The organism is Halalkalibacter oceani, assembly GCF_040544555.1.
GTDB classification, from domain to species: domain Bacteria; phylum Bacillota; class Bacilli; order Bacillales; family Bacillaceae_D; genus Halalkalibacter; species Halalkalibacter oceani.
On the sequence record NZ_JBEPKD010000001.1, the window covers coordinates 108613 to 125320 of the forward strand.

Sequence of the window (16708 nt, forward strand, 5' to 3'; positions counted from 1 at the left end):
ATGAGCGGAACCGCCACGATCTTTTAAAGCCCGTTGTGAGTGGGTTTCTCACAACGGGCTTGTGGCGTGTGAAGCCATTGCCAGTTGGTCCAAAGCTAGTTTTGTCTCAAGCCCTTTTTTTTCATTCGAAATGATAAGATAAGCTGTAATTTGAAAAAAAGTGTAGGGGTTAGGTCAACCGCTGTCGTCTATTATATGTGCGGCGTAAAAAGGGGGGAGAGAGATTAGCGATCGGATTTTACTAGAGAAAATGAGAAGCGGCGATGATCATGCCTTCAGGCTCATTGTGGAGAAATATCGCACAGAGCTTTTCCGCGTCATCTACGCGATTTTGCGTGATCAGAAGGATGCTGAAGATGCGACGCAAGAAGTGTTTATTAAAATCTATCATTCTCTCTCCACCTTTGAGAATCAAGGGTTGAAAACATGGATGACGCGCATCGCCGTCAATCATGCGATTGATAGTAGAAGGAAACGGGAGCGCAGGCGTGAGGAGATGACCGAGCAGCTGGCGTTTCAATCGGCGGTTTCAGCCAAGGATCACGTTGAAGCTGAAGTGATGCTGACAGAAAAGCAGCGCCTCGTGCGGGAAAAGCTCGATCAATTGCCGGGCAGCTACCGGGAAGTCGTCTATGATTTTTATATTGCGGAGAAAAGCTACCAGCAAATGGCTGATGAACAGCAGGTCCAGGTGAAAACGATTGAAACAAAGCTTTACCGGGCGCGTCAGTGGATGAAAAAGCATTGGAAGGAGGAGGAGTTTTGATGAATCATATCAGTGAAGAACAATGGAAAAAGTATGTGCAGGACGAGGTCGATCTTTCCACCCGTCGGCAGTACGAGGAGCATTTGTATCGCTGTGATCAGTGCCTTGAGCTTTATCTGCACGCTGTGGCTGCTTATGAGGAGAAGCTACCGGATGTGACCGATCCAGCTGCCTTTACCGGTCAGATTCTTGAAAAGGTGGCGGAACAGCCGAAAGAGATGCAGGCTGAAGCGGCACGTCCATTTTATCAAAGGACGATCGTTCATTATACGGTCGCCGCAGCGATAACCGTCATGTTCATGACCTCCGGTGTTTTTCATTCCATTACCACTGTCCAAAGTCCGGCGCTCGCGGAAAGCTCGCCTTCGGTAACGGAGCAGCTTGTTAATAAAACCGTTGCCTGGCTCAATGTCATTGAACAAAAAAATAGGGAGGAGACCGATCAATGAAAAACCCGATATTAGCTTTTTTGCTGGCATTCTTCCCTGGCGGGGGCTTGCTTTATTTACGAAAGCCGCTTCGCGGGCTCGCGTATATGTTTGGAGAGTTCGGCTTGATTGTGATTTTTACGTTTCTGTACGCCCATTGGGAATACGGGCTGGCGTTCTTTGTCGTGATAGCAGGCGTTATTCTTTACGTCGTCAACCTTGTTGACACGGCGATTACCGCTTCAAAAACGGCTTATCCGACGGCTGCCAATCAAGCGGAGGCAATGAAAAACCCGACCGAAGAGCAGGAACGTTTTTTTACGATTTTGCTATCATTTATACCGGGTCTGGGCCATTTTCAGCTAGGTTTGATGAATCGCGGTTTGACGCTGTTTATGGCGTTTGTCGGTACGATTATGATGGTTTTCTTCGTGACTGTCCTTACATCAAGAGAAGAGTTTTTGCTGTTTCTCGCCATTTTACCGGTGATCTGGGTGTATGGTTTTTTTGATGCGATCCATCAGCTGAATAAAAAGCACAAAGGGGAGGAGCTTATTGATCGCTCGATTCTCGAAGACATCGAATTAAATCGGGTGAATGGGAAGAAAAGCAAATCGATTGCCGTCGCTCTGTCGTTTTTTCCCGGCGCGGGGCACCTCTATCTTGGACTCCAGCGACGTGGAATTCAATTAATGGCCGCCTTTTTATTTTCGATCTATATTTTAGACGTACTTAGACTCGGCATATTTTTGTTCCTTATTCCGATTATTTGGTTTTACAGCTTTTTTGACGGGCTGCAAAAAGCTTCCGCTTACGGGAAAGAGGAACTGGATGATACACCGATTATTTCTTACTTTCTTAATCAGCAGAAATGGGTCGGCATCGGGCTCATTTTACTCGGGCTTTATTATTTAACAAGTCATATGGCACTGCCGGCGGTAGCACCGCTGCTCGATGATTGGCTCAACGTCGATTTCAAGTACTGGTTTGATCATTATTTTCAAACGACGATCGTCTGCCTGTTGCTCATTGGTGGAGGGATCAAACTGCTGGTCGGCAGCAAGCGAAAGAATAAGGAGGACGTATCATGAGAGTTTGGCGTGTCGGTACGATTTCAATGGGAGCGTCTCTGCTCCTGTTAGGAATCATTCTTTTCATTGCTCAATTTAGCGAGATTAGCGTCTCGCAAATTATGCTGGCGTGGTGGCCGGTCATTATGATTATTTTAGGGCTGGAAATGCTCGTCTATCTTTTTTTATCAAAGCAGGAAAAACCGCTGCTGCATTATGATTTTTTAAGTATATTCTTCGTCGCGCTGATCGGCACGGCCGGAATTGCCTTTGCGCTTGCCAGCTCCACCGGGTTGCTTGATTTGGTGGAAAATGAGCTTGCGCGGGAAGAGCGGACGCTTGATCTGCCGCCGGTCTCTCATCCGATTGAGCCCGAAGTTAATCGTGTCGTTGTCCAGACCGGTCCATATCCGCTTACGGTTGAAGCGACAACCGGCGCTGAATTGTCGCTCTTTGGAACATACCGGGCTTCCTTAGGGAAGGAGGACACGCTAGTCTCCAGGCCGGAAGAATACGCCTCAATATACCAGCGCGGCGATACGCTTTATCTTATCATTAAGCAGCTGCCGCGGGAAATAGCAGGGTTTTCACAAATGACGCCTCAAGTAGAAGCGACCGTCTTTGTCCCGGGTGATGTTGAAGTGGAAGTCGTCGGGCAGCAGTACCCGGTTAGCCTCAAGCCCCGCGATGCCGAAAGCAGCTGGATAGTCGAAAGCGCCTCGACTGTGTCGCTCTATTTGCAAAATGAAAATGATGTCGAAGTATCGGCAACCAGAGTTGAAGAAACGGTGGGAGCGGATGAAAGCATCAATCGCCTCCTTGCAGAAGAAGGCAGCGTTACGTTCGGAGAAGGGACGCATCAAATTACGGTTATTGAAGCGTTTCAGCTTACATTAATGATGGGATAGGAGCCGAAACCCCGGCTTATTCGAGGTCGTAGTAGCTGCGAGCTGATGAATGGGTTTAGCACATAGCGGCAATGGCTTCGCACGCTGCTCGTCAACTAGAAGAAAGTCACTCCTAGTTGACTTAAAATCTTGCAGCGGCTTCGCGCATTGCTTCAACAACAAGTCCCAAAAGCATTTGCTTTTGGGACTTGTTGTTTTAGTCAATTACCCGTTGCATAAAGACGGCGAATTGCCCTCTTGTTACTTCCATCGTCGGGCGATAGGCAGTCGCGGTAATACCGGCGACAATTTCGTTGGCGTACAGGGTCTGGACAGCTTGCTCATACCAGATGCCGGCGGGAACGTCGGTAAATGGATGGGACGTGCCGCCTGATTCAAACGAATACAGTCTCGTAAGCAGGACGGCCATTTGCCCCCGGGTTAATGGCGCGCTTGGCTGAAAGCTCGTCGCTGTTATGCCGGAGAAGATTCCTTCATCCACGGCAGCGGCGATCGCCGCGTAATAAGGATGGTCGCGCGGTACGTCCCGGAAATTCGGATTCGGGCGATTGTCAAAGGAAATTCCTTCAGCCCGCGCTAAAAGCGTCGCCGCCTGTGCCCGCGTGATCGAGTCATTCAATCCGAAAGCTCCGTTTGGATAGCCCTGAATGACACCGCGTTCACTCAGCTGATAGATGGCTGTTGCCGCCCAGTGTCCGGCCGGTACATCCGAGAATTCACTTGGCGCAGCCGGTGGCTCTGGCAGTGCTGGTGGCGGCTCCACCGGATCAGGACGCTCTGTTCCTTGTGCGGTTAAATAGCTCGAAGCGACAAACCCTTTCGTGCCGTCACTTCTTTGAACAGGGTACCAGACAAAATGGTTGGTCCGCACCGGGTTTGATTCATCGTAAACAAACGAGCCGGTGATCGTCAACGCTTCCCCCTCGGCAATCGTTCCAAGGCTGCTGCTTTCCCGAGTCGGTCTCTCGCGGAACTGGAGACCTCCTGTCGTGGAATAAACCGTATCGCCATTCAGGAAGTGATAGGTTGTTTCCGTTAAAGGAAGCTCTGTTTCATAGTGAGTCGTTACAAATTCAATCGGCGCCCGCACCTCTGGATCGTAGCGAAAGTCGCCTGGTTCAAACGGAATTCTTGCCAGCGGAAGGAGGTGGTACTCCTCGATAATATCCCAAACCTTCTCCTGATAGGCATCGTCGTTTCGCTCTCCCGTTGCCTGGACGACCGGACTGTTGACCGGCATCGTTCCATTATAAGCAAGCACGGCAAAATACCAGTGTTCAATCACATCGCGATCGCCATCGTTAATCGTTGGCAGATCACGGCGGGCAAACATTTGATCAAGAATTTCAGCACCAGCCTGAATATTGTAAATAAGATCTGATTTCAATCTGTCGACATCATATTGCTGGTAGTTCGTAATTTGCATCAGGCCGATTCCACCATCTGCGGTTTCAATCGCTTCGCCGTTTGCCTGGAAATGAGACCAATCGCCATTTTCCTTGTGGGCGACCGCTTTAACGATTTCCGGCGGAATATCATAAGCGAGCGCCGTCTCCGTCAGCAGACAGTTGGTCACTTGATAATGCGGATTTTCTCCCGAGATTGGTTCATAGCCGCAAGCATCAGCGACATCCTCTGCTGCAAAAGCAGGAGGAGACAGGAAGAGCATCATAGCAAGCAAGCTCCCAGTCAGGCCGGCTGCTCCTTTTCTTTTTTTACGCGTAGTCAAAAAGCATTGCCTCCTTTATCATTCATTCACTCTTATTTATTTTGCTAGTTTAGAAGAGGATTTGCAAGAAAAGAAGGCAACAAAAACTTAAATAACGAAAAATAGATCAATAGACTTAGTGAAAGTATGATATGATGTTGTGCAGTTCAAGGTAAAGGAGTAAGCAAATGAACGAACAGTTGAAGAAAGTAAATCACCAATCCCCTAAGCGGGAGCAGAAGCGTGCCGGCTGGGGAAAAAGAATTTCCGGATTGATCCTGGCTGCTGTTCTTCTCTACTTTGTTGTTCAATATGAAGTGCTTTTCCGCTTGTTCGTCGTTCTTTTTCTAGCTGGGCTTGCTTATGTCGTCCTGCGGAGAGGAAAAGAACAAAAAACGGAATTTCAGGATGAACCGATAAAATCGACTCCAGAGCCTGTAATTGAGAATCAGGAGACGATTATTTTTGAAAAAGAAGTGCAGAAAAAAGAAGAAGAGCTGACGCTCGTTGATTTTGACCGCACCCAACTGCTCGAGGAGCTTTTTGCCAAAGCGCAGCTCGAGGAAGCGGAAAAGCAGACGTATCGGGAGAAAATCAGACAAAAGGATGCGGAGCGTTCGAGTTTACTTGAAGAGCTGTTGAAGGTAAAAGGCCGATTCAGCACAGCGGTTATCGAGACAAAGAAATATTTTGTTAAAGCAGATCCGCTTAAAGAGGTGGCTGCGGCAATTGAGCAGGATAAAATAGCGGAAGGCTCCATCACGAATTTAAATGAAATCAGTAAGGAACTGAGCAGTTCTTTGCCGCCGGAAACAATCGAAGCGTTAAAAAAGCAAGGCTATGTAGATGAAGAGGTAAAGCTGACAAGAACAGGCTATAAAGCGTTGCGAAAAACGATGGAGAAAGAGCGGAAAGAGGGATAGGCGCTTTTTAGATCGTAGGAAAAACGAGGGCGGGTCAAACGTATTTTCTATATGACTATCCGAACAAATGAAAAGAAGGAATCCGTCGCTCCTGAAATAGACCTCGCTTTCCGCGGGAAGCTGGTGAGCCTCCTCGGGGTGGGAGGGCCGACTCCTGCAGAAAGCGTGCCCGAAACTCTGGATCGTGACAAATCCTTCTACCAAAAAAGCCTGTCGACCGTCTCGCTTTTGCGAGACTTTGTCGACAGGCTGAAAAACGCCTTAGGCGTTTTTTTATTTTACGATGAGCGGCTTGTCCTGTTTAGCTGTAACTGTACCGATGACGTAAGCCTGTGCATTGTCGCGCTCCATCCGTTCAAGATAGAGGCGGGCATCGTCGGGTGGAAGGCTGATCAGCAGTCCGCCTGATGTCACCGCGTCGCATAAAATGCTTTTCTCAACGGCGGTAATATGATCAGCATAGATGACCTGCTCTTCAAGCCAGCGCTCGTTCGCTTTTGAACCGCCAGGGATAATGCCTTGTTCTGCAAGCTCGCGTGTTCCGGCAAGCAGAGGGACGTTGGCAAACTCCAGCTCGAAGCTGACGTCGCTTCCTTTCGCCATTTCAAAGCTGTGGCCAAGCAGGCCGAAGCCTGTCACGTCGGTGACTGCGTTTGGATGAAGCCCTTCAAGCTGCTCGGCGGCGCGTTTATTCAGCGCGGCCATCGTTTCCGTGACGGCGAGCTCCTGCTCCGGCGTTACCGCGCCACGCTTGATGCCCGTCGTCAAAATGCCGACACCGATCGGCTTCGTAAGAATCAGCCAGTCCCCCGGCCGCGCGCCGACATTGGTAAAGATCCGGTCAGGATGAGCGAGCCCTGTTACGGCCATCCCGAATTTCGGTTCCTGGTCATCAATGGAATGCCCGCCGACAATGGTCGCCCCGGCTTCCCTCGTTTTATCAGCAGCCCCTTTAAGAATCTCTGCCAAAATGTCAGGCGCCAACGTCTTGATTGGAAAGCCGACGATGTTTAAGACCGTCGTCGGTTTTCCGCCCATCGCGTAAACATCGCTTAAGGCATTGGCGGCGGCAATTTGGCCGAACATATAAGGATCATCAACGACAGGAGTAAAATAATCAACCGTCTGGATCATCGCCAGGTCGTCCGTTAAGCGGTAAGCCCCGGCATCATCGGATGTATCCAATCCAACGAGCACATTTTCATCATGATCTTGCTTCGGCAAATGACGCAAAACTTGCGCCAGGTCCTCTGGACCAATTTTGCAGCCTCAACCAGCTTTTGTTGAAAAAGCAGTCAGGCGGATTTTGTGCTTCTCGTCCAAGTGAGCCACCTCCTATCATTTATATGAATAGTTTTTGCATCCTTCAATGTCTTATCCTACAATAGAAAAGAAAACAAAGTAAAGCAAAACGAAAGGAGCGACAGGTGATCGGCTTGACCATTGATATGAGACAGAAAGAGGGGGAAGGGTCGTGAAGCATTTAGCAAGGCAGCTGCCTGCGATCCATGAGCTGCAAAAGCATCAACGCTTCGAGGAGATAATGGGCGCCTATCATCTAACGTCGCAGCAGCTGACAGCGATGCTGAAGCACGTCGTCGCCTCCGTGCGGGAACAGCTTCTTGCCGGTGATGATGAAATAAGCCTCGCTCCTGGGAACATAGATGGAGAGCTGTTTCATCAGCTTGAGGCTTACGCCCGCAAAGAAGCGAGCGTAAAGTTGCAGCATGTCATAAATGGAACGGGTACTGTACTACATACGAATTTAGGACGGGCACGCCTAAGCGGGCAGGCGCAAAAGAAGGTGATCGAAGCGGCTTCCTCGTACACGAACCTCGAATATCAGCTGCATAGCGGTAAGCGCGGTTCCCGTCATGATTTGATTGAGGCGGCGTTGAGAGAGGTGACCGGGGCGGAGGCGGCGATCGTCGTCAACAACAACGCGGCAGCTGTTTATTTCGTCCTCTCAGCATTGGCGAGAGGGAAAGAGGTGATCGTCTCGCGCGGAGAGCTGGTGGAAATCGGCGGTTCCTTCCGCGTTTCATCGATTATGGAGGAAAGCGGGGCGGTGCTGAAAGAAGTCGGAACGACAAACAAAACGCATCTTTATGATTATGAGCAGGCGATTACAGCCGAGACAGCACTGCTGATGAAGGTTCATACGAGCAATTTTAAAATGATCGGCTTCACGGAAGCCGTGCCGGCAAAAGAACTAAAGCCGCTCGCCGACGCCAATAATCTGCCATTGTTTGAGGATCTTGGAAGCGGAGTGCTCTATGATTTCAAGCAAAAAGGAATCGGTTCCGAGCCGACCGTGCGCGAGGCAATTGCCCAGGGAGCTGATCTCGTTTCCTTTAGCGGCGATAAGCTTTTAGGCGGACCGCAGGCCGGCATTATCGCCGGGAAAAAGAAATGGATTGACCGCTTAAAAAAACATCAGCTCGCCCGCGTGCTGCGCGTCGATAAAATGACATTGGCCGCGCTGGAAGCGACGCTTGCCCATTACCGTGATGAGGAAGAAGCGTTAACGGAAATCCCGACGATTCGCGCTGTCCTGTTGACGCAGGAGGAGGTTTTCGAGCGGATCGAACGGTTTCAGATAGCGCTCGATCCGGCATGGAAGACGGATGTCACCGAGTCTTTTTCCCAGGTTGGGGGCGGGACGATGCCCGAAGTCCAGCTGCCGACGTATGTGCTGTTGCTGACGCATCCAATCTGGAGCGCCAATGAGCTTCAGCGGGAGCTGCGCAACGGCTCGCCGGCTGTCATCAGCCGGATTGTGAACGAACAAGTTGCTTTAGATTTTCGCACGATTGAAGAAAACGAGCAATCAGCTTTGCATCAACGCTTGCAGGAGTGCATAAAGGAGAGATCTGTAAAATGAAGGAAAAGAAAGCATCAGAATCACGCACGGTGTTAACCGACATCGTCCTACCACCTGATACGAACTATTACGGTACGATTTTTGGTGGAAATGTGATGGCCTATATTGACAAGGTGGCGAGCATCGCCGCGATGCGCCACGCAAGAAGCATGGTCGTCACCGCTTCAAGCGACAGCCTTGATTTTATTTCACCGATTCAGACCGGGGAAGCGATCTGTCTGGAAGGCTATGTCAGTTATACGAGCCATACGTCGATGGAAGTCTATGTGAAGGTGGAAGCGGAAAATTTATTGACCGGGGAGCGCCGGCTGACGGCGACATCCTATTTAACCTTCGTCGCCCTTGATGAAAACCGCAAGCCGACGCCGGTGCCTCCTGTCGTGCCTGAAACGGAGGAAGAGAAATACCAATATGCAGGAGCACAGGAGCGGCACGAGCAGCGGCAAAAGCGGAGGCAGGAGCGCAAAGAGCGGCAAAAGCTCGAAGCACTTATGAAGGATCAATAGAGACTCGCGTGAAGTAGTCGATTGGGGGAGAAGATGGAAAAAGTCGTGCTTGCCGGAGGAACCGGCTTTGTCGGACGTTATTTTGAGAAACGATTTGAACAGCTTGGCTATAAGGTGGAAATCATCTCAAGGCAAAGCGTGCATATCAGCTGGGATGATCGCGCCAGAATTATCGAGGCGTTGGAAGGCGCGGCGCTGTTAATCAATCTTGCTGGAAAATCAGTAAATTGCCGCTATCATGAGCGGAATAAGCGCGAGATTTTGCATTCTAGGCTTGAGACAACGAACATTCTTGGGGAAGCAGTTGACCTCTGCCAAACACCACCTGAGCTGTGGATCAATGCCAGTACGGCGACGATTTACCGCCATGCTGAAGATAAGCCGATGACCGAGGAAGCAGGTGAGATTGGCGCTGGATTTTCGGTTGATGTCGCCAAAGCGTGGGAGAAGGCCTTCTTTTCTTTTTCGCCAGCGGCAACGCGTCAGGTCGCGCTGCGGATTGCGATTGTGTTAGGGAAAGAAGGAGGCGTGATGACTCCGTATCGGAATTTAGTGCGCTTTGGTCTCGGAGGGGTACAGGGAACAGGTAAGCAAATGTTTAGCTGGATTCATATTGAAGATCTGTTTCAAATCATCCTCTTTTTGAAAGAAAGACAGGAGCTGAGTGGCGTGTTTAACTGCGCCGCGCCGGCTCCTATCACGAATCGCGAGTTTATGCGCAAGCTGCGGAAAAGCCATCATGCGCCGTTTGGCCTCCCGGCGCCAAAATGGCTGCTTGAGCTGGGAGCACGGATCATCAGAACGGAAACGGAGCTCGTCTTAAAAAGCCGCTGGGTCATTCCGGAGCGGCTTGAGCAGGAAGGCTTCTCGTTCAAGTTCAGGACAATGGATGAGGCGCTAACGGAACTGTAGGATGCTCCAAGAGGCGGGACAAAACGAGCTGGTCCAGCCTCTGCTTCCTATAAATTTTTCAGCTCGCCATTTAATGTTTTGGCGACATGACGAAAGTAAAGGTAGAAGGCGCTCCAAATCACGGCGTAGAAGACGAGAAACAGGGCGATAAAAAAGAGAATGCTATTTAGCTGAACGGGAATCCAGCCGATGCCGAAGGCGAGTACGAAGTATAGGAGCGCGACTGTGCAAAAATGAAGCAGCGTCTGCTGGGAGAGCTTTAACGATTTGACTTCAAAATAGAGCGGGCTAACGGTGAAAAACCAGCCGCAAAACAAGGTGCCAAGCGCGTTTTTAACAAATACCTCACCATCGAGCACAGGCTGCTGGCCAAGATAGACAAAGCAGATCGCCGCCAGGACGGTCAGAAACGCCCCGAAAAAGATCCCCATTATACTTCTGAATAAAAAGGTTTTTACCATCATGATTTCCTCCTGTTCAATTTCAATGCTTCTTTAATGCCGTTGACGTAATGTCTGGAAACGTATTCGGTTTCGCCTGAATGAAAGTAGACGCGCAGCGTTCCGTGAAACGATGCTTCAAAATGGCTCAGTTCGTAAAGGTTGGCAATTACCGATTTTGACAAACGGACAAATTTGCCGGATGGCAGCTGTTCCTCCAGTTCATAGAGTTTTTCTTTTACTTTGAACGCCCCTTCGGCGGTAATCGCGTGGACGCTCTCATGTTGAACGCGGAACAGGTGAATGCTTTCCGGTTTTAACAAATGCTGCATCTCGCCCTGCTGGCCGACAATAAATGGCGCTTCTCTGCGTTTGATATCGTGCAAGAGATCCAAAATCATTTGATCCGCTTCCTTGCATTGAATCGTGATTACCGTTTCCTGATAGCTGTCATTAATATCCAAATGGACTTTCAACTCCTCACCCGCTTTCTGAAAAAAGAAAATCAATATGTTCTTTGTTTTGTTACTACCAGTGTAGTCATAAAAGGCTGTGCTGTCTCCCTTTATCAAGTAAGTCGCAAATCGTGGCAGGTAAGTGGCGGCCCTGAGGAGGTGAGTTGCAAAACAGCAGCAGGGCACGCGAAAAAGGCGGAGCCAAAGGTTGTTTTTATACCTTTTGCTCTGCCTCGTCCTTACTTTATGTTCGTTCAATGATTCACGGGGGTCAGCCTTCGCCGTTTGTTTGATTGACGTGATTGGCCTGTTTTACCTTCTTTGAGCCACTTAACGGTTCAGGCTGGCCGGAGTCCGCTCCTCTTGGCGCGTTGCGGCGCTGATCCTTATATGTGTTTTTCTCCGTCATTGTCATCCCTCCTTCTTCCTAGTAGTATGTCAACCGCTTGTTTCCTATCCGCATATCACCCGGCTTTTTGTACATCCTAGAGGGGACAGCAAAACAAAGGAGGAGTAAACAATGCCTTATCAAAAGGATAAGCAGCAAGCATTTCAAGCAGCACAGCAGGCTGTGGAACAGGCTAAGGAAGCCTTTTCGGCGATTGAACGCCACCAGCCCGATGAAGGAACACGGATGAAGCAGGCCCGGCAGGAAATTGAGGAAGCCGAGCTTCAAATCGAAAAAGCGCTAACCGTTTCGACACAGCATCAGCACGAGCAGCTCGCGCACTTCCAGCAAACAATCGATGAACTGAAGCAACAGATTTGAAAAGGAACTGGAGAGACTGGGACAGAAGGCGAAGTGGAGAAGAAATAACATGGAAGTAGCTCCGTTCTGGGCAAATCCCCTACCAAGCATGTTTCTTCGGTAGGGGATTTTAAAAGCAGCCTGGTCAACGCCCTCTATCAGTTGTTCGGACATTCATCCGGTCAGAGCCCTTTCGTCCCAATCGCTCATCTACTGTCTTTTTTTCGTTTTCTTATTGTTTTGACGCTGCATTTCCGTTAATGGCTCGTTGGCCGCTTCGGTTTCAAACGCGCCGTTGTAGCCGGTGTCCTTCCCTTGAGCCGGGGCATCATTCATCCCGGTCATCTGGTGGTTTGCTTTTTTCTTCGCCATTTCCTTCACCTCCATGTATTACCTTCTGTTTTGCAGATCGATCTTATTCATTAAACCGATATTTTGCTGAGAGGAAGACGAAAACATACGAAATTTAGAAAAACTCATTTATTCTTTAGACAAGTTTTGCTATGCTAAAGAAGGACTGTTTGGGAAGCGAAAAATTACCTCTAGACTATGGTAGGCGGGGGGACTAGAGACATGATTTTAGACAATCCCGGCAGTTTACGTTATGATAGTCATGTGAAGGAGGGGTATACATATGTCAAAAAGTAATGATGTATTCAACGCGCGATCATCCTTTTCTTTGGATGGAAAAACAATCAACTATTACTCGTTAAAAGCCCTGGAGGATGCGGGTTTAGGAAACGTTTCGAATCTACCATACTCAGTAAAAGTGTTATTGGAATCAGTATTGCGTCAATATGACGGCTATGTTATCAAAAAAGAACATGTGGAAAATTTAGCCAAATGGGGCACGAGTGAATTGAAGGATATTGACGTTCCTTTCAAACCATCTCGTGTTATTTTGCAGGACTTCACCGGGGTGCCGGCTGTTGTTGACTTGGCTTCATTGCGTAAGGCGATGGCCGATATGGGCGGGAATCCTGATCAAATTAACCCTGAAATCCCTGTTGATCTTGTTATCGATCACTCCGTACAGGTTGATAAAGCAGGGACAAATGACTCCCTTGTGTACAATATGAATTTGGAGTTTCAACGGAACGAGGAGCGTTACCAATTTTTAAGCTGGGCGAAGAAAGCGTTTGACAACTATCGCGCAGTGCCGCCGGCAACAGGTATCGTTCACCAGGTAAACCTCGAATACATTGCCAATGTCGTTCATGCTGTTGAACAGGATGGCGAAACAGTCGCATTCCCTGATACGTTAGTAGGTACGGACTCCCATACGACGATGATCAACGGAATCGGCGTTCTTGGCTGGGGTGTCGGTGGTATTGAAGCCGAAGCGGGTATGCTTGGCCAGCCTTCTTACTTCCCTGTGCCAGAAGTGATCGGGGTTAAGCTTATTGGTGAGCTTCCAAGCGGTACGACTGCGACGGATATCGCCTTAAAAGTAACGCAAGTGTTAAGAGAGAAGAAGGTTGTCGGCAAGTTCGTTGAATTCTTCGGTCCGGGCCTTGCTGAAATGCCATTGGCCGACCGCGCGACAATCTCGAATATGGCCCCTGAATACGGTGCAACTTGTGGTTTCTTCCCGGTGGATGTAGAAGCTCTTAATTACATGCGCTTAACGGGTCGTTCAGAAGAGCAGATCAAGCTTGTTGAAGCATACTGCCGGGCAAACGGACTGTTCTATGTTGCCGGTGAAACAGCGGATCCAACGTACACAGATGTCGTGGAAGTGGATCTTAGCAAAATCGAAGCAAACCTTTCAGGTCCTAAGCGTCCGCAGGATCTTGTTCCGCTTACTGATATGCAAAAATCGTTCCGCAGTGCGGTTGTCGCTCCTCAGGGAACGCAGGGACTCGGACTTACAGAAGATGAGTTCAACAAGACAGTTACGGTTAACTTTAAGGATGGCCGTCACACAACTATGAAGACCGGTTCGATTGCGATCGCCGCGATCACGAGCTGTACGAATACGTCTAACCCGTATGTTTTAGTTGGTGCGGGGCTAGTTGCGAAAAAAGCGGTAGAGCTTGGACTGAAAGTACCTGAATTTGTCAAAACGTCCCTTGCTCCTGGTTCAAAGGTGGTAACAGGTTATTTAACAGATTCCGGCTTGCTTCCGTATATGGAGAAGCTCGGCTTTAACATTGTCGGTTACGGCTGTACGACATGTATCGGTAACTCGGGACCTTTAGAGGAAGAAATTGAAAAAGCAATTGCCGAAAGCGATTTAACGGTAACGTCTGTGTTATCAGGGAACCGTAACTTTGAAGGACGGATTCATCCGCTTGTCAAGGCGAACTATCTTGCTTCTCCACCGCTTGTTGTCGCATACGCACTTGCGGGAACTGTCGATATCGACTTGAGAAACGATTCGCTCGGCAAGGATAAGGATGGCAACGATGTTTATTTCGCTGATATTTGGCCTACTGCTGACGAAGTGAAAGAAGTCGTTAATAAGACGGTTACGCCGGAATTGTTCCGTCGTGAGTACGAGGAAGTCTTCAGCAGCAATCCGCGCTGGAATCAGATTGAAACAACTGATGATGCGCTGTATAAGTGGGATGAGGATTCAACGTACATCGCGAATCCGCCATTCTTTGAAGGGCTCTCTCCAGATCCGGAAGACATTAAGCCGCTTGGCGGACTGCGTGTAATCGGGAAGTTTGGCGATTCTGTTACGACAGACCATATTTCACCGGCCGGGGCGATCGGTAAGGATACTCCAGCAGGGAAGTATCTCATCTCTAAAGGAGTCGAGCCGAAAGACTTTAACTCCTACGGATCTCGCCGTGGTAATCATGAAGTGATGATGCGAGGAACATTTGCGAACATCCGGATTCGTAACCAGGTAGCTCCTGGTACAGAGGGCGGTTATACAACATACTGGCCAACTGGAGAAGTAATGTCTATCTATGATGCAGCGATGAAATATAAAGAAGACAATACAGGTCTGGCGATTCTTGCCGGTAAAGATTACGGTATGGGAAGCTCACGTGACTGGGCAGCGAAAGGAACAAACCTACTCGGGATTAAAACCGTTATCGCTGAAAGTTATGAGCGGATCCACCGCAGTAACCTTGTATTGATGGGTGTTCTTCCGCTTCAATTCAAGGAGGGGGACAGTGCTGAAACGCTTGGTTTAACAGGCGAGGAAACATTCGATGTTCAAATTACAAATGATGTCAAGCCGCGCGACATTGTGAAAGTCGTCGCGACAGCAGCAGATGGCACAAAAACAGAATTTGACGTCGTTGTCCGCTTCGACAGTGAAGTTGAAATGGATTACTACCGTCACGGTGGTATTCTACAAATGGTACTCCGCAATAAAATTGCAAACGTCTAATTGAAATGGGGCTGGGAAAAAGGTGGAAATAACCTTTTTCCCAGCCCTTAAGTAATGAGGGAAGCCATTGCCTGATTAGATAATAATTTCACGTACCGTAATGGATAAAGATGGCTGAGTGAAGAAAACCACACTAGGATAACCTAAAACGTGATTGAACAAAAAATTCCTGTAAGAAGGAGGCCAAAAGCATATGGGTAGACAGAAAAAAGGAAATGCCAATGCACAGCGCAATAACAATGCGAAAAAGCAGGGGAAGCGCAACGAAGCAGACACTGAATTTGCTTCTTACTCAGAAGTGGAAGCAGAGAAAATGAGTCGGGATCAAAAGTAAATCGTTCATTAGGAGGTTTTGACGGAAAAAACGCCACAGACGTCTCATCCGTTGGAAACCAGGTCCCCGGAGGTAAGCAGATGTTCGACTTTTGGATGGGTTCTGAGACATTACCGATGTATGGCTTTATGATTCGGGCCGGCATCGTCTATGTATATATTTTTCTAATAGTAAAAATTCTCGGACAGCGGTCGATGGGTTCGATTGATGCACTCGATTTTATTTTTGGCGTCGTCATCGGCGATATTCTCGGAGAGCCGTTAACGGACGGAGAGCTTCCTTTAAGCGGTCCGGTTGCCGCAGCGGCATTGACTGCCGGTTTGCATTTAACATTATCGATTGTGGCTCTCCATACCCCGCGCTTTCGCCGGATTATTGAAGACGAACCGATTATTTTAATGAAGCATGGAGAAATTTTGCACGATGAGTTGCGCAAAGCGAAAATTACGCTTGAATCGTTTTTAATGGACTTACGATTGCGCAGCGCGAGTGACTTATCCGAGATCGATTATGCGATTTTGGAAATGAACGGGACGATCAGTGTCATCAAAAAATCAAAATATGACGCGGCGACCCCGAATGACTTGCAGCAGAGTCCGCGGTCGAAAGGATATTCGAGCGTGCTGATCGAAGATGGTCATATTATTGAAGCAAATGTGCGAAAGGTTGGAACGCTCGACTGGCTGAGGGGAACCATTCAGCAGTACGGCTATTCAAATGCTGAAGATATCTTTTTATTGACGTTGGATGAAGCCGGAAATGTCTTTATTAGCCCAAAAAAGAAATAACAGGTATAAAAACACTCCTTTTTTTCCACAATAGATGTAAAAGAAAAAGGAGTGTTTATGTTGAGAAGAGTCAGAAAAGTAACATTTGAGGAATTAGTGCAAGAAAACAAAGAACAGTTGATGAATGATCAGGATGCACTGGACCGCTTAGAGGAAAAATGGGAATTGAAGCGGGCCATTCCGGCTGAGCGGATAGAACTGTAGCAGCTGTCTGTATAATTGTCTTCTCGCGAGGAAAGATAGTAAAAAGGGAGGGGATTAATATGAAAAGTGCCAAATCAACTTCAGCTCAATTTCGGCCCGATCACCTTGGGACACAGCCGGTAGAAAGCCGTTCTAATAAAGGGAAACAAATGAATACGAAAAGCAATGAACAGCCGGATTATATCCCGCCAAAAGGATAGGGAGAAAAAGGAGCATCTCAATGACCGCACGTGCGGCGTTGAGATGCTTTTTCAATGGGGGAATTTCACAGTTTGTGCCAGC

The 16708-nt window shown here is 48.6% G+C and carries 20 protein-coding genes; 14 read left to right on the forward strand and 6 right to left on the reverse strand.

Annotated elements, in window-relative coordinates; all coding sequences use genetic code 11:
- Nucleotides 1-250 precede the first annotated feature (250 nt).
- Genes ABMB67_RS00550 through ABMB67_RS00565 form a run of 4 tightly spaced genes read left to right on the forward strand, consistent with a single transcriptional unit; the run spans nt 251 to nt 3172 of the window.
- Entirely contained in the window at nt 251-766 is a 516-nt protein-coding gene (locus tag ABMB67_RS00550; RefSeq protein WP_354570788.1) for a sigma-70 family RNA polymerase sigma factor, read from the forward strand.
- The gene (locus tag ABMB67_RS00555) at nt 766-1215 is read left to right on the forward strand and encodes an anti-sigma factor (RefSeq protein ID WP_251222189.1); all 450 of its coding nucleotides are present in this window, start codon (nt 766-768) and stop codon (nt 1213-1215) included. Before ABMB67_RS00550 ends, ABMB67_RS00555 begins: the two co-directional genes overlap by 1 nt.
- Nucleotides 1212-2285, forward strand: a complete 1074-nt coding sequence (locus ABMB67_RS00560) for a hypothetical protein (RefSeq protein ID WP_251222190.1) — start codon at nt 1212-1214, stop codon at nt 2283-2285. The genes ABMB67_RS00555 and ABMB67_RS00560 overlap by 4 nt, the downstream gene beginning before the upstream one ends.
- Nucleotides 2282-3172, forward strand: a complete 891-nt coding sequence (locus ABMB67_RS00565) for a hypothetical protein (protein WP_354570789.1) — start codon at nt 2282-2284, stop codon at nt 3170-3172. Before ABMB67_RS00560 ends, ABMB67_RS00565 begins: the two co-directional genes overlap by 4 nt.
- Before the next feature lie 196 nt (nt 3173-3368).
- On the opposite strand, the gene ABMB67_RS00570 is transcribed toward ABMB67_RS00565, so the two are convergent.
- Nucleotides 3369-4901, reverse strand: a complete 1533-nt coding sequence (locus ABMB67_RS00570) for an S-layer homology domain-containing protein (RefSeq protein ID WP_354570790.1) — start codon at nt 4899-4901, stop codon at nt 3369-3371.
- Between the two features lie 167 nt (nt 4902-5068).
- Here ABMB67_RS00570 and ABMB67_RS00575 point away from each other — a divergent pair, with 167 nt between their 5' ends.
- Nucleotides 5069-5803: a hypothetical protein gene (locus ABMB67_RS00575; RefSeq protein ID WP_354570791.1), complete on the forward strand. Its 735-nt coding sequence runs from the start codon at nt 5069-5071 to the stop codon at nt 5801-5803.
- Nucleotides 5804-6076: 273 nt separating this feature from the next.
- On the opposite strand, the gene selD is transcribed toward ABMB67_RS00575, so the two are convergent.
- Nucleotides 6077-7126, reverse strand: a complete 1050-nt coding sequence (selD, locus tag ABMB67_RS00580; protein WP_285890168.1) for a selenide, water dikinase SelD — start codon at nt 7124-7126, stop codon at nt 6077-6079.
- A 151-nt stretch (nt 7127-7277) separates the two neighbouring features.
- Between selD and selA the strand changes: the two genes are divergently transcribed.
- From selA to ABMB67_RS00595, 3 genes are read left to right on the forward strand one after another with little or no spacing between them, the layout of a single operon-like run.
- Nucleotides 7278-8687, forward strand: a complete 1410-nt coding sequence (gene selA, locus ABMB67_RS00585; protein WP_251222195.1) for an L-seryl-tRNA(Sec) selenium transferase — start codon at nt 7278-7280, stop codon at nt 8685-8687.
- Nucleotides 8684-9193 (forward strand): acyl-CoA thioesterase, encoded by a 510-nt coding sequence (locus ABMB67_RS00590; protein WP_251222196.1) that lies wholly within the window; start codon nt 8684-8686, stop codon nt 9191-9193. The genes selA and ABMB67_RS00590 overlap by 4 nt, the downstream gene beginning before the upstream one ends.
- 33 nt (nt 9194-9226) lie before the next feature.
- Entirely contained in the window at nt 9227-10105 is an 879-nt protein-coding gene (locus ABMB67_RS00595; RefSeq protein ID WP_354570792.1) for a TIGR01777 family oxidoreductase, read from the forward strand.
- 47 nt (nt 10106-10152) lie between these two features.
- Here ABMB67_RS00595 and ABMB67_RS00600 read toward each other — a convergent pair whose 3' ends face one another.
- The 3 genes from ABMB67_RS00600 to ABMB67_RS00610 form a co-directional block, all read right to left on the reverse strand.
- Entirely contained in the window at nt 10153-10569 is a 417-nt protein-coding gene (locus tag ABMB67_RS00600) for a DUF3021 domain-containing protein (RefSeq protein ID WP_354570793.1), read from the reverse strand.
- Nucleotides 10566-11021 carry a LytTR family DNA-binding domain-containing protein gene (locus ABMB67_RS00605; RefSeq protein WP_251222199.1) on the reverse strand — a complete coding sequence of 152 codons (456 nt, stop codon included), beginning with the start codon at nt 11019-11021 and terminating at the stop codon, nt 10566-10568. Before ABMB67_RS00605 ends, ABMB67_RS00600 begins: the two co-directional genes overlap by 4 nt.
- A 250-nt stretch (nt 11022-11271) precedes the next feature.
- Entirely contained in the window at nt 11272-11409 is a 138-nt protein-coding gene (locus tag ABMB67_RS00610) for a small acid-soluble spore protein P (RefSeq protein WP_251222200.1), read from the reverse strand.
- A 111-nt stretch (nt 11410-11520) separates the two neighbouring features.
- Here ABMB67_RS00610 and ABMB67_RS00615 point away from each other — a divergent pair, with 111 nt between their 5' ends.
- Nucleotides 11521-11769, forward strand: coding sequence for a DUF2524 family protein (locus tag ABMB67_RS00615; protein WP_354570794.1), 249 nt, complete (start codon nt 11521-11523; stop codon nt 11767-11769).
- Nucleotides 11770-11958: 189 nt separating this feature from the next.
- Here the strand turns inward: ABMB67_RS00615 and sspO are convergent, their stop codons facing one another.
- Nucleotides 11959-12120 (reverse strand): small acid-soluble spore protein SspO, encoded by a 162-nt coding sequence (gene sspO / locus ABMB67_RS00620; RefSeq protein WP_251222202.1) that lies wholly within the window; start codon nt 12118-12120, stop codon nt 11959-11961.
- A gap of 262 nt (nt 12121-12382) precedes the next feature.
- Here sspO and acnA point away from each other — a divergent pair, with 262 nt between their 5' ends.
- The 5 genes from acnA (at nt 12383) to ABMB67_RS00645 (ending at nt 16626) form a co-directional block, all read left to right on the forward strand.
- The gene (gene acnA, locus ABMB67_RS00625) at nt 12383-15100 is read left to right on the forward strand and encodes an aconitate hydratase AcnA (RefSeq protein WP_251222203.1); all 2718 of its coding nucleotides are present in this window, start codon (nt 12383-12385) and stop codon (nt 15098-15100) included.
- Nucleotides 15101-15293: 193 nt separating this feature from the next.
- Nucleotides 15294-15434 (forward strand): hypothetical protein, encoded by a 141-nt coding sequence (locus tag ABMB67_RS00630; RefSeq protein WP_354570795.1) that lies wholly within the window; start codon nt 15294-15296, stop codon nt 15432-15434.
- 80 nt (nt 15435-15514) lie between these two features.
- Complete coding sequence (locus tag ABMB67_RS00635) at nt 15515-16222, forward strand: DUF421 domain-containing protein (RefSeq protein WP_354570796.1); 708 nt, start codon at nt 15515-15517, stop codon at nt 16220-16222.
- Between the two features lie 60 nt (nt 16223-16282).
- Entirely contained in the window at nt 16283-16426 is a 144-nt protein-coding gene (locus ABMB67_RS00640; protein ID WP_251222206.1) for an FbpB family small basic protein, read from the forward strand.
- Between the two features lie 59 nt (nt 16427-16485).
- Nucleotides 16486-16626, forward strand: a complete 141-nt coding sequence (locus ABMB67_RS00645) for an acid-soluble spore protein N (protein ID WP_251222207.1) — start codon at nt 16486-16488, stop codon at nt 16624-16626.
- Nucleotides 16627-16708 lie beyond the last annotated feature (82 nt).